Source organism: Nocardiopsis sp. ATB16-24, assembly GCF_030271535.1.
Taxonomy (GTDB): domain Bacteria; phylum Actinomycetota; class Actinomycetes; order Streptosporangiales; family Streptosporangiaceae; genus Nocardiopsis.
The window spans coordinates 47,794-60,514 of sequence record NZ_JASCXJ010000011.1 but is presented as its reverse complement, the minus strand read 5'-3'; the positions used below and the strand labels follow the sequence as shown (position 1 = coordinate 60,514).

The 12,721-nt window shown below is 69.9% G+C and carries 12 protein-coding genes; 4 read left to right on the top strand and 8 right to left on the bottom strand.

All coding sequences use genetic code 11. The annotated features are described in order from the left end of the window. Positions 1-23: 23 nt before the first annotated feature. A complete protein-coding gene (locus PFX91_RS13715) occupies positions 24-1,586 on the bottom strand; it encodes an ABC transporter substrate-binding protein (RefSeq protein WP_285731908.1) in 1,563 nt (520 codons plus the stop codon). A 355-nt stretch (positions 1,587-1,941) separates the two neighbouring features. On the opposite strand from PFX91_RS13715, the gene PFX91_RS13710 reads away from it, so the two are divergent. Beyond that, positions 1,942-2,997, top strand: a complete 1,056-nt coding sequence (locus tag PFX91_RS13710; RefSeq protein WP_285731907.1) for a class I SAM-dependent methyltransferase — start codon at positions 1,942-1,944, stop codon at positions 2,995-2,997. A gap of 52 nt (positions 2,998-3,049) precedes the next feature. Beyond that, complete coding sequence (locus PFX91_RS13705; RefSeq protein ID WP_285731906.1) at positions 3,050-3,334, top strand: hypothetical protein; 285 nt, start codon at positions 3,050-3,052, stop codon at positions 3,332-3,334. A 54-nt stretch (positions 3,335-3,388) separates the two neighbouring features. Here PFX91_RS13705 and PFX91_RS13700 read toward each other — a convergent pair whose 3' ends face one another. The 6 genes from PFX91_RS13700 to PFX91_RS13675 form a co-directional block, all read right to left on the bottom strand. Beyond that, entirely contained in the window at positions 3,389-4,201 is an 813-nt protein-coding gene (locus PFX91_RS13700; RefSeq protein WP_285731905.1) for an IclR family transcriptional regulator, read from the bottom strand. 331 nt (positions 4,202-4,532) lie between these two features. Next, positions 4,533-6,218 carry a carbon-nitrogen hydrolase family protein gene (locus tag PFX91_RS13695; RefSeq protein ID WP_285731904.1) on the bottom strand — a complete coding sequence of 562 codons (1,686 nt, stop codon included), beginning with the start codon at positions 6,216-6,218 and terminating at the stop codon, positions 4,533-4,535. A 53-nt stretch (positions 6,219-6,271) separates the two neighbouring features. Further along, on the bottom strand, positions 6,272-7,015 hold the full coding sequence (locus PFX91_RS13690; RefSeq protein ID WP_285731903.1) for a maleate cis-trans isomerase family protein: 744 nt from the start codon (positions 7,013-7,015) through the stop codon (positions 6,272-6,274). A gap of 1 nt (position 7,016) precedes the next feature. After that, positions 7,017-7,928 (bottom strand): isocitrate lyase/PEP mutase family protein, encoded by a 912-nt coding sequence (locus PFX91_RS13685; protein WP_285731902.1) that lies wholly within the window; start codon positions 7,926-7,928, stop codon positions 7,017-7,019. Then, positions 7,925-8,584, bottom strand: a complete 660-nt coding sequence (locus PFX91_RS13680) for an isochorismatase family protein (RefSeq protein ID WP_285731901.1) — start codon at positions 8,582-8,584, stop codon at positions 7,925-7,927. Before PFX91_RS13680 ends, PFX91_RS13685 begins: the two co-directional genes overlap by 4 nt. Continuing rightward, positions 8,581-8,877: a Dabb family protein gene (locus PFX91_RS13675; RefSeq protein ID WP_285731900.1), complete on the bottom strand. Its 297-nt coding sequence runs from the start codon at positions 8,875-8,877 to the stop codon at positions 8,581-8,583. The genes PFX91_RS13680 and PFX91_RS13675 overlap by 4 nt, the downstream gene beginning before the upstream one ends. Positions 8,878-9,016: 139 nt before the next feature. Between PFX91_RS13675 and PFX91_RS13670 the strand changes: the two genes are divergently transcribed. After that, a complete protein-coding gene (locus PFX91_RS13670) occupies positions 9,017-9,793 on the top strand; it encodes an IclR family transcriptional regulator (protein ID WP_285731899.1) in 777 nt (258 codons plus the stop codon). 80 nt (positions 9,794-9,873) lie between these two features. Continuing rightward, positions 9,874-11,079: an FAD-dependent oxidoreductase gene (locus tag PFX91_RS13665; RefSeq protein ID WP_285731898.1), complete on the top strand. Its 1,206-nt coding sequence runs from the start codon at positions 9,874-9,876 to the stop codon at positions 11,077-11,079. Positions 11,080-11,248: 169 nt separating this feature from the next. Here the strand turns inward: PFX91_RS13665 and PFX91_RS13660 are convergent, their stop codons facing one another. After that, positions 11,249-12,712, bottom strand: a complete 1,464-nt coding sequence (locus PFX91_RS13660; protein WP_285731897.1) for a dihydroorotase — start codon at positions 12,710-12,712, stop codon at positions 11,249-11,251. Between the last annotated feature and the right edge of the window lie 9 nt (positions 12,713-12,721).

The window sequence follows — 12,721 nt, the reverse complement described above, 5'->3', positions numbered from 1 at the left end:
CACGCGCCCCGGGTCGGCGTCGGTCAGTTGCTCTTGACCGCTTCGTCCAGCAGCAAGACCAGGCCGTCTCCGTAGTCGACTCCGGTGACGTCGGCGTGGCTCGCCGAGACCGAGGGCCGACCGTAGGTGTAGAGGACGTAGGCCTGCTCACGGACGTACTCGGAGGCCTCGATGAGCAGCTCCTCGCGCACCTCGGGGTCCATCTCGTTGCGCTGTGCCTCGTACAGCGCGCTCCACTCCTCGTCCTCGACGAAGGGGCGCTCGCCCGAGGAGATGAAGGAGTAGGGACGCCCGGCGTCGAAGACCCCGCTGTAGGAGGACCCGCGGTAGAAGATGTCGGCGTCGGTTCCGTTGCGGAACTGCTCCACCCACACGCCGATCTCGTTGGCCTCGATGGTGGTCTTGAAACCGACCTCGTCGAGCTGGTTGCCCAGGGACTCCAGCAGGGAGGTGTCGCGGGCCTGGCCCGAGAGGGTGATCTCGACGCCGACCGCGTCGGCCTCCTCCAGCAGCTCACGGGCCAGGTCGGGGTCGAAGGGAGGACGCTCGATGTCGGGAGAGTAGCCGAAGACCCCCTCCGCGGCGACCTGGCCGTCCTCGATGGTACCCGCGCCGTAGGACAGGGCGTCGATCATGGCGGGGGCGTCGATGGCGGCGACCGCGGCCCTGCGGACGCGGATGTCGTCGAAGGGCTCCTGCACGGCGTTGAGCTGGAACATGTTCTGTAGGCCGCTGAACTCGTTGTGCACGACGATGTCGTCGCGCCCGCCCAGGACCTCGATGGCGTCGGGCGCCAGCTCGTGGGCGATGTCGATCTCACCGGACTCCAGCGCCGAGGACAGGGCGCCGGTGTCGGTGATGTAGCGGACGTGGACGTTCTCGGTGGCGGGAGCCTGACCCCAGAAGTCCTCGTAGGCCTGGTACTCCACCCCCGTGGAGGGGTCGAAGGAGGTGATCTCGTAGGGGCCCGAGCCCACGGGGTCGGCGCTGAAGCCCTCGGCTCCGCCGACCTCCTCCCAGTGGGCCTTGGGCACGATGAAGATCTGGCCGATGTGGGACAGCAGCAGCGGGTCGGGCTCGGAGGTCTCGATCTCGACGGTTCCGTTCTCCCCCTCGCGGACCTCCGAGACCGTGCTGATGTAGGAGGCGTTGGCGAACTGCTGGTCGAGGATCTCGTTGAAGCTGAAGACCACGTCCTCGGCGGTGACGGGAGCGCCGTTGTGGAACGTGGCGTCCTCGCGCAGGGTGAAGCGCCACAGGGTGTCGTCGACCTGTTCCCAGTCGGTGGCCAGACGCGGCTGGGGCTCCTCGTCGCCCCGCATCTGACGGACCAGGGCGTCGAAGGCGTTGAACTGGAAGGTCGCGTACTGCTTGTTCAGGGGGTTGATGGCGTCCTCGGTGACGGTGGTGCCCACCGTGATGGTGGTGCTCGCCTCCTGACCGCCGGAGGAGCCGGGAGCGCCGCACGCGGTCAGCGTCAGTGCCGCCGCCGTGATGGCCGCGACGGCCGCGAGGGCCGGGCCTCGGCGGGAGGATCCGGCACGGGACGGAGCCGGATCGTTCGCGTGAACCGGGTGTCCGGTCATGGGTTTCTCCTCGTTCGCGCCCTGAGGGGACACGCTTGGGTGGTGTGGCTGAGCCAGGGTCCGGAAGGGTCGTCTTCGGCGCGGTCCGCGGAGGTCGGACACCTGGTTCGAAAAGGGGGAGCGAGTCGGGGCCCGCTCGAAGGATCGTCACTGTGGGTGACGGTAGTTCTCGCGATCTGGCGCGAACAGTCTATGTTTCCTTGGTTGGAAAGCTGTTCCAGTAATAATGGACACAGGGTGCATGATGCGTCAAGAGGGAAAAATGACCATTGACACACCATCCTGGATGGTTAAGGTGTAAGAGCCAGATTTTCTGGAATGTCGTTCCAGAGAGCGGAACATGAGAGGATCGCTGATGGACGTTCCCATCCGTCATCGGGGCCGTGCGGGGATGGAGTTCCTGGGCTCACTCCAGGGCTACTCCGGCGGTGTACTCCAGAAGCGGGCCGCAGCCGCCTACACGGCCGCCGTCCCCGAACCCCCGACCAAGCTCAAGGAACGCCGGGACTCGGTCCACCAGACCCTGGCCGACAACAGCGCCTGGCGCTTCGACCGCTTCCTCACCCGCTACGTGGCCGAGGAGATCTACGTGCGGGCCATCCCCGCGGCCGAGGAGGTGCGCCCGGCCATCGAGGAGTGGCTGGACGTGTCCGACGCCCCGGGCACACTCACCCTCGACCCCGACCTCACGCCCCCCTCCTACTGGGAGAACGGCTTCCACCTCACCCCCGGCGGGTGGGACGGACACGACCTGATGGGCGTCATCACCCAGGACTTCGGTTACCACTACGTCCTCAAGCCCGGAGGCGTGGGCGCGGTGCGCACCGGAGAGGACCTCAACGACCAGCGCACCCTGCTGGCCATGGAGGCGCCCCGGCGCGACTACCGCAGGATCCTGGAGCCGGGCATCGGCACCGGCCGCTTCGCCCTGTCCCTGAGCAAGGTCTTCCCCGACGCCAAGATCACGGGGGTGGAGCTGTCCACGCAGATGCTGCGCTACGCCCACGCCACCGCGGCGGAGCTCGGACTGGACTGGGAGCTGATCCAGGCCGCGGCCGAGGACACCGGGCTGCCCGACGCCTCGGTGGACCTGGTCGCCGCCTACATCCTGTTCCACGAGACCCCGCCCAAGGCCACCGAGGCGATCCTGCGCGAGATGTTCCGGGTCCTGGAGCCGGGCGGTGACATCATCATCGGCGACGTGGCCCCCTACGAACACCAGGAGGCCTTCCGCGCCGTCGTCCTGGACTGGGAGACCGAGAACCGCGGCGAGCCCTACTGGCGCTCGGCCTTGCAGCTCGACGTGCCGGGACTGCTCAAGGAGATCGGTTTCACCGACATCGAGGCCTACGGCGTGGGCCCGGGCAACTACCCCTGGGCCAACCGGGCGCGCAAGCCAGAGCAGGCCTGACCCAAGGGCCCGACCGGCGCCGACGGCGCCCGGAGACGAAAGAGGACGTCCCATGAGCAAGACCGACAACTACCTGGGATCCAAGCGGCTGGACGACATCGCCCGCATGGTGACCGAGCTGGCCTCGGAAGTGTGGATCCTGCGTGACCGCAACATGGTCCTTGAGCACCTGCTCGCGGAGAAGGGCGCGCTGGACCCCGAGGTACTCGAGCAGCTGCACCCCGAAGGGGAGCTGCGCGAGCGGATCCAGACCGAGCGCACCGAGTTCGTGCAGCGCGTCTTCGGCGCGGTCCTGGACCAGGATTCGCGTGTGGAGGCGGCGCTCGAACGCCGCTGATCCGCGCGGACGCCGAGCGGCGGTGCACCGGGTTCCCCGGTGCACCGCCGCTTTTCAGTTGCGGGCGCCCATGCGCGTGGAGAGCCTGCGGGTGGTCTCCAGCAGCGCGCGCGAGCAGTGTCCGGCCTCCTCCAGGAAGCGTTCGCGAGGGCCGCAGACGCTGACGACCGCCACGGGTTCGCCCCGGTGGTCCAGGATCGGCGCCGCGGTGGAGGCCGCCCCCGCCTGGCGCTCGCCGAAGGAGGTCGCGTAGCCCGCGGCGCGTATGCGCTCCAGTTCCCGGCGCAGCTCGTAGGTGTCGACCAGGGTCTCCCCGGTCAGGGAACCGAGGGGTTCGCGCTCCAGGTAGGCCTCGCGCTCGTCCTCGGGCAGGAAGGCCAGGAAGGCCTTGGACGAACTGCCGGCGTGCAGGGGGTAGCGCACCCCCACGGGGACGGTCATGATGACCTCGCGCTGGGGGGTGACCTGGTCGATGTAGACCCGAGCGTCGCCGGTGCGTACGGACAGGGTGGTGGTCTCGCCCGTCAGCCGGGACAGCGAGCGCAGGTCCGGGGCGACGATCTGGCGTATGTCCATGCGCTCCTGGTAGGCGGCGCCCAACCTCATGGCGGTGGTCCCCAGCGAGTAGCGACGGCTCTCCTCGTCCAGGTGGATCAGGTGGCGCGAGCGCAGGGAGGCCAGGATGCGGTGGACCGCGGCCTTGGAGGTGTTCAGCTTCTCGGCGATCTCGGTGACGCCGAGAGTGCTGGAGTCGGCCTCGGTGAACAGCAGCAGGATGTCGGCGGCGCGTTCGACCGTGGCCACGGTCTGACTTCCGGAGGAGCTTCGACCCACCGGGGCCTGTTCCGGAGCGGGAAGGGTGGACATGACGTGCTCCTCGCGAGTACGGGGGCGGACGTGCTCCGCCGGCGGGGTGCGGGCGGAGTCTGTACCCCACCTGTGTTCCTGTCAGGGGAACAGTGTCACAAGTGTGCTGGGGTCGGGTCGATTCTATCCCGTAACGCGATTTCAGTAAACGGAACAGCACGGCCCCGCCTCCCTGGTGGGCCCACAGCGGGGAATGCCCTTTCCGAACACCCATGTGAGCCGAAGGGAATACCTCTCTTTCCACGGCTCGGGCACCCCGCCCACCGTTCGGTGAAAGTCATCGGCGACCATCACGCGAGGTAATGGCCGCCGATGTTCGTCCCCTTCGGACTCAGTCCAGGAACATGCCGTACAGCTCGGGCGCACGGGTGGCCACCGGGTCCAGGTGGTGCCCCATCATCTTGCTGTGGGACTCCCGCAGGTCCAGGTCGACCAGCAACTGCTCCTCGAACCCGGGCCGCGACCAGTACCCGGTCGGGTAGCGCATCAGCGCGATGGGCTGGCCCGGGGCGAACTCGTCGGCCCGTACGACCTGACTGCCGACGTCGGCCGGACTGTCCAGCCGGGTGCACGAGACCAGGTGCACCCGGTTCTCCTCGGTGCGCTCGGTCGCGGCCACGTGCGCGGCCTCGGGCACCCGCCAGTCGGTCGGGTGGGCGATGACCTCGGCCCCGGCCAGGGTGAGCAGGCGCGCCACCTCGGGCACCCACACCTCGTCCCCGACCATCAGGCCGATCGTCCCGATCTCGGTGCGGGCCACGTCGATCCGGTCTCCGGGCGTCGCCCACTCCCGCTCGGCGGAGTTCAGGTGGGTCTTGCGGTAGGCGTGGGCGATCCCGCCCTCGCGATCCAGCAGGTAGGCGGTGGAGTAGTACCTTCCCGCCTCCTCCTCGACCAGGTGGGCCACCACCCACAGCCCCGCGTCGACGCAGGCCTTCGACAGACGCTCCAGCACCTGCGCGGACAGCTTCGCCGCGGCGGCCGGGTCGGCGGCCTCCTCACCCGGGCGGAAACAGAACAGGGAGGGCAGCACGCCCAGGTCGGCGCCGCGCCGCCCGGCGTAGGCGATCTGCTCCAACGCGCGGGTGATCGTCCACTCGGTGTTGGGGAAGTGGCTGACCTGGAGCGTGACCACCCGCAGCGGCCGAGACGGCATGTCCTCGGGCACGGGACCGCACATCGAGGCGACCGGAAGGGTCTCCAGCGGCTGGACCAGCGGCCGGTAGAGGTCGGTGCGCCGCCAGGCGAAGAGGTCTCCCACCCCCGACATGACCTTGTCGTCGGCCTCGGCGGGGTCGACGTCGGCGACGATGATCCCCGGCTCGGTCTCGCCGGCGTCGGCCAGACGCGTGCCGTCGGGCGCGACGATCTGGCTGCCGCCCATCCACGGCCAACCGTCGGCGGGGCCGCCGACGGTGTTGGCCGCGACGTGGAAGACCCGGTTCTCCATCGCACGGAGGGGCACGTGCACGCGGTACTCGTCGGGACCACGCGAGTTCAGCGAGTTGCACAGGATCTGGGCGCCCATCAGGGCCAGGGCCCTGGGGGTGTCGGGCACGATGCCGTCGGCGCACAGCAGCAGCCCGAGCCGGCCCAGTTCGGTGTCGAACACCTGGTAGGGCTCGTCGCCGGGGACGAAGAGGGTGTACTCGTAGTCCCACAGCACGTGCTTGCGGTGGACGCCGATGATCTGGCCGTCGGGACCGATGAGGACCGAACAGATGTGGACGTCGGGGGCGTTCTCACCGCGCAGGTCCACCCCGGCCGCGACGTACACCCCCAGTTCGCGGGCGGCCTCGCGCAGGCCGTTGACGAAGGCGCCGTCGATCGTCTCGGAGAGCTCCCAGCACTGTGCGCGGTCGGCGTAGTCGCGTACCCGGTTGCTGTTCTCCGGAAGCACCACGAGTCGGGCGCCCGCCTCGGCGGCGCGTTGGATGTGGTCGACGCAGAGCTGGAGGTTGGCGGACACGTCCGTGCCGGAGAAGAACTGTGCCGCCGCCACGCGGTGAAGGGTCATCGTCTCGTTTTCCTGGGTGGGTCTGGAAGCGGTGTCGGTGGGGTGTTCGGTGCTCAGAAGTCGCGCAGCAGGCGACCGGCCCCGTCCACGGGGTCGGTGATCCCGCGGGTGCGCAGGGCGTGCCACACCGTGGCCGCGTTGATCGGGATGACGGGTTTGTCGAGTTCCCGCTCCAGCCTGTCGGCCACCCCGATCACCGGGAGGTTCGTGCCGGCCTGGACCAGGGCGTCCACCCCCTCCACGTCCACCGTGCGGAAGGCGGCCTCCACCTCCTCTGCCGTGACGTCGGCGATGGCGGTGGCCGAGGGGCACTTGAGACCGTGGACGGCGGCGACGTCGTAGCCGATCTCGGTGAAGAAGCGGCGGACCTCCTCGTCGGCGACGCTCTGGTAGGGGGTGATCACCCCGATGCGGCGGGCCCCCACGGCCTTCAGCGCGGCGTCGCAGGCCGCGGCGCCGGAGGTGACCTCCAGGCCGGAAAGGTCCCGGATCCACTGTTCGAAGCGTTCGTTGCCCTCGGCCCCTCCCCAGAAGGTCTCCGCGGACATCCCCATGATCAGGTGGTCGGGCAGGCAGGTCATCACCGACGCGACGGCGCTCTCGATCTGTAGGCGCAGGTTCTCCAGGAAGCTCGTGAACACGTCGTCGTCGTCGAGCCGGCCGTTCTCGATAAGGATACGGCCCGCGTGGTAGGACACCCCCTCGGGGCGGATGCGGTTGTACTCGTCCTCGACGACGGTGTTGGTCGAGGGCACGATGACGCCGAACGCGGCGCGGTGGGCGAGAACGGTGGTCATGTCAACTCCTGGTCGTGGCGGAGGGCGCGGGCCGGGGCGTGGAGAAGCGTTCCTCCAGCGAGGTGCACTCGGCCAGGCCCAGCAGGTCGGTGAGGTCGTCCCAGGGCATGCGGTCGGTCCCGGCGGACGAACCGGTGGCGCGCAGGGCGCGCAGGGTCGCGCGCATCGCCTGGGCCGCCGACAACAGAGGCGCGACGGGGGAGAGGACCACCCGGGCGCCGAGGTCGGCGTGGTAGGAGGCGGGGGCGGGATCGGACGCGCCGCTCTCGGAGGCGTTGAGCACCAGGGGCAGGCCGGCCGCGGCGGTGCGCACCCTCTCGGCGGTCACGGCGTCGAGGTCGCCCTCGACGAAGACCGCGTCGGCTCCGCACGCGGCGAAGGCGGCCACTCTGCGGACCGTCTCGTCGGCCCCGGCCACCGAGAGGGCGTCGGTGCGGGCGATGACCACGATGTCGTCCCGGGTCTGGACGGCGGCCTCGACGCGGGCCACCGCCTCGGCCAGGGGCACGACGGCCTTGCCCGCCATGTGTCCACAGCGTTTGGGCAGTACCTGGTCCTCGATGTGCAGGCCCGCGGCACCGGCCGCCTCGTAGCGGCGAACGGTGCGCGCGGTCTGCAACGGTCCCCCATAGCCGGCGTCGGCGTCGACGATGAGGGGCACGGACACCGCCGCGGCGATCCGGGACAGGGTCTGGACCATGTCGGTGGCACCGACGAAGCCGAGGTCCGGCAGGCCCAGCGACACCGCGGAGACCGCGGCTCCGGACACGTGGGCGAGTGCGAAACCGGTCTCCTCCACCAAGCGTGCGGAGAGCGCGTCGAAGCAGCCCGGTGCGACGAGGGGTCCGCTGTCCTCGTGGTCGCGCAGAAGGGTGCGCAGCCGTGCCCCCGCCGAGACGGCCCCGGAGGTCATCGCAGGTCCTTCAACCACGTGATGCTCTGTCGGGTGGTGAGCAGTTCGGCGTACTTGGCGCCCAGGTCGAACAGGTTGGCCTGGTGCGGGCCGGGGTCGCGGTCGCCCACGGCGTCGGTCACCACGACCGGGCTCAGCCCGTGGCACAGCGCGTCCAGGGCGGTGGCGCGCACGCAACCGCTGGTGCTGGTCCCGGTGACCATCGCGCCGTCGACGCCCAGCGCCTGCAACGTGGAGGCCAACGTCGTGCCGAAGAAGGCGCTGGGGTACTGCTTGGTGAGGGTGATGTCCTCGGGGCGGGGACGCAGCGGTTCGGGCGGCGACCCGTAGTGGGGGTCGGCCCCCTCGGCGAAGAGTTCGAGCGCGGGCACCTTGCGGTAGAACAGACCGCCGTCGCGCCCGTCGGAGCGGTAGCCGACGTAGGTGAAGACCACGGGCAGGCCGGCCGAGCGGGTGGCCTCGGCGAGTTCGGCGACGCGGTCGACGATGTCCTCGACCCCGGCGTAGAGGGGGGACTCGGGATCGAGGTAGGCGTTGACCAGGTCGATCACGAGCAGGGCGGGCCGGCGGGGCAGGTCCAGCTCTCCGAAGAACCCGGCGCGGGTGTAGTCCGCGGTCAGGGGAGCCTGGGCGTGGGTGTCGTGCGTCCCGGTCATGACAACTCCACCTGGATGGCGGTGCGCTGGGCCAGGATCGGACGCAGGACCGTCGCGATCAGGGCGCGGTGCGCCGGGTGCTCCTGGTAGGCACGCCAGGCGTCGGCGTCGGCGAAGTCCATGGTGACCAGCAGGTCGGCGTTCCCCTCGGCCAAGGAGGCGTCAGGGCTCGCGGTCAGCGCCTGGATCTGGGGAACGTCACCGCTGAGCTCGCGAAAACCGCGGAGGGCGGCCTCCCGCTCGGTGGCGGTCGCCTCGGGCTTCCACCGCAGGAGCAGAACGTGGCGGATCACTGTGCTTTCCTTCGGTCTGGGGACGGCCAGGTGCGGCCGTATCCACGTGGATTGCGCTGATTCCTACATTGTGAGAACATGTTTTTTGATAGTTGATAGAAGATAATCAGCAGAGGGAACCCTCGTCAAGGGAGTGGTGATGGCGGCAGCAGAACGTCGTAGCGGGGCGGAGAGCTCGCGCAAGGTGCTGGGACTGCTCCTGGCCTTCGACGAAAGACGACACACCCTGACCACCGCCCAACTCGCCGAGGCGATCGACGCCCCGCTGAGTTCGACGTACCGCTACCTGTCCGTGCTGCGCGACAGTGGACTGCTGGAGGAATCCGAGGTCGCGGGCAGCTACCGCCTGTCCTTCCGGGTCGTGGGCATGGCCCGGGCCGCGCGCGCGGCGTGGGGTGGCGTGGAGCGACTGGCCCGCCCGGTCCTGGAGCGGCTCGCGGCGCAGACCGGTGAGACCGCGCTGCTGATCAAGAGGAGCACCACCGCGGCGGTGTGCGTGGACCGGGTCGAGTCCTCCCGCCCGGTGCGCTTGCAGTTCGATCCCGGCCAGCCGATGGCGTTGCACCGGGGATCGGCCGCGCGCGTGCTGCTGTCGGGCATGCCCGCGCGCGAACGCGCCGACTACCTCGCGCGCCTGGCCGAGGAGGTCTCCCACCTGCCCGAGACCGGCGGGCGCCTTCCCACGGAGAAGGAGATCGCACTGGTGGCCGAGGAGGGGTGGACACAGAGCTTCGAGGAGGTGGACGAGGGGATCTGGGGGGCCGCGGCGGCGGTGCGCGAGCAGGGCCGCCTGGTCGCCTCCATCGGTGTGGCGGGGCCCCTGTTCCGTCTGGACGCGGGGGAGCGGGAACGCATCATCACCCTGGTCCGTCAGGGGGCCGAGGAGGTGAGCGGGGCGGTCGACCGGATGCTTTGACTCCGGAGCCCGAGGGAGGTACATTCCCGTTAGGTGAAATTCGGTTCCTGCATTGTGAGAACAGACAGGAAGGGAACCGAGTGGACACCGACTCACCCACCTCCCGCGCGCAGGGCACCCCCGTCCTGGTCATCGGCCTTGGCCCGGTCGGGGCGACCGCCGCGCTCACCCTGGCCCAGGCCGGATGCGAGGTCACGGTCCTCGAAGCGGACGCCTCCCTGGAGCGCGACCTCGCCGAGTCCCGCGCCTCCACCTTCCACCCGCCCACCCTGCAGATGTTGCAGGACCTCGGGGTCGGGGAGGAACTGCACCGGACCGGTCTGATCTCGCGCTCCTACCAGTACCGCGACCGCCACGAGGGGCTGGTCGCCGAGTTCGACCTGTCCGTGCTCGACGGGGACACGGCCTTCCCCTACCGCTTGCAGAGCGAGCAGCAGAACCTGGTCGACATCATCCACCGCAGGCTACAGGCCATGCCCAACGTCGAGGTCGTCCTGGGCGCGCGCGTGGAGTCGGCCCACCGTGAGGGCGACCTGGCGGTGGTCCGCACCGGCGGGGACCGGGCGCGCGAGTGGCGTGCCCCCTGGGCCATCGCGGCCGACGGCGCGAGCAGCACCGTCCGCAAGCGCCTGGACGTGGGCTTTCCCGGCATGACCTATCCCGAGCGCTTCCTCATCGTCTCGGTCGACGACGACCTGACCGAGCTCATCCCCGGCATCTGCGAGGTCAACTACGTCTCCGACCCCGAGGAGTGGCTGGTCCTGCTGCGCACCCCGCGGCACTGGCGCGTGCTCTTCCCGGTCCCCGAGGACGCCGACGCCGCCTCCGTGACCGACCCCGCCTCCATCCAGGGGCGCCTACAGGAACTGGCCCCCAACCCCGGTGGTTACGCGGTGGCCCACACCTCGCTCTACCACGTGCACCAGCGCGTGGCCGAGGACTTCCGCCACGGACCCTTCCTCCTGGCCGGGGACGCCGCGCACCTGAACAACCCGCTCGGCGGCATGGGGATGAACAGCGGTATCCACGACGCCGTGGACGCCGCGAACGCCATCCTGGCGGCCATCGACGGAGACACCGAACCGCTGGAGGGCTACTCCGAACGCCGTCGCGACGTCGCCCTCAACCTGGTGCGCGCGGCCACCCACCGCAACTGGGAGAACCTCCAGCAGAAGTCGGCGGCCCAGCGCCGGGAGAACCACGAGAAACTGAGCCGCACCGCCGCGGATCCCGAGACCGCCCGGGACTACCTGCGGGTGAGCTCGATGCTGGCCTCCCGCGCCTGAGGACGCCCTCGCCCACCAACCGTGCCCCCCGCGCCGACGGTTCCCGTCCGCGCGGGGGCACGACCCTTTCCAGGAGGTCACGCGACGCACGGGGACGGGGGAGCGAAGGAACCCCGGGTACACGTCGGCCCGGCCGCACAGTCCACCGTGCGGCCGGGCCGACCTCGGTTCAGGCCCGGTGGACGTAGACGCCGCGGGGCTCGCCCACGACCTTGCCGTCCTCCACGATCCGCGACCCGCGCAGGAACACGTCGGTGACCGCGCCGTTGATCTCGATGCCGTCCAAGGGGGAGTACTCCTGCTGGGACTCCGAGTCCTCGGGGTTCACGGTCCAGGTGACGTCGGGGTCCAGCAGCGCGATGTCGGCGTCGTAACCGGGGGCGATGGTGCCCTTGTCCCGGAAGCCGTAGCGCTGCGCCGGGTTCCACGAGACGAGCCGTGCGATGGCGGGCTCGGACAGTCCGCGGCGGCGCCCCTCGGAGAACAGACCGGGAAGCAGGTACTCCGCGCCGCCGAAACCGGACTTGGACAGGAAGATGTCGTCGCGGTCCTCGCCGAACTTCATCTCCTCCTTGCAGCAGGCGTGGTCACTGACCACCCAGTCGATGTCGCCGGCCAGCACGTGCTCCCACAGGGCCTCGACGTCGGAGCGCGAGCGCAGCGGCGGGTTGACCTTGCCGCCCACGGGGTCGCCGTTGTCGATGTCGACCAGCAGGTGGGCCAGGGTCACCTCGCGCCGGAAGTCGATGTGGGGGAAGGTCTTGGCCATGGTCATGGCCGCCTCCATGGCCTGGGCCGAGGTCAGGTGCAGCAGGTTGATGGTGGGAAGGTCCGTGGCGTGCGCCAGGTAGGAGGCGATGGTGATCGCCAGACCCTCCGAGTGCGGGGGACGGGAAGCGCTGTAGGCGGCCAGGCCGTCCAGCTCGCCCTTCTCCTGCACCATCTTGGTGTAGGCGGACATGATCTCGGCCGTCTCGCAGTGCAGCGACAGGGAGAGCCGGTCGGCGATCTCGGGGTGGCGCTCGCGCACGCCCTGCAACGCGCGCATGACGAACTCGAAGTGGGCGATGTCGTAGCGCTCCCCGGGCGGCGTCATCAGGAACGACGCCTGGTCGTCCGAGCGTCCGTGCAGCCCGTAGCCGCCGTAGAACATGAAGATCTTGAACGAGGTGACACCGAACTTGTCGACCAGAGCGTCGAGTTCGTCCAGGTGGCTGCTCTGCATCGGCGCGATGTGGTACGCGTAGTCGATGTGCGCGCGCCCCTGGGACAAGGAGAGCACCTCAGGGAAGAAGTCGGCGTAGGCGCCGCCCTTGTTCAGGTAGTACTGGCCGGTGCGGATGTAGGTCAGGCCGGCGGTCACGCCGCCCTGGGCGGCGGCGCGGCTCTCGTTGCGCACGTCCACGTCCAGGGGGTTGTAGATCCCCCAGTGCTGGTGGGCGTCCACCGCGCCGGGGAAGGCCAGACGACCGCGACCGTCGATGACCTCGGGGGCCAGGGAGGTGTCCAGGTTCGGCGCGACCTGCGCCACCTGGCCCCCGGCCACGGCGATGTCGCCCTCCTCCACCGTGTCGGTGTCGGGGCGCACGACCTTGACGTTCTTGATGATCGAGTCGAATTCGAACTCGGACACGTTGATCCC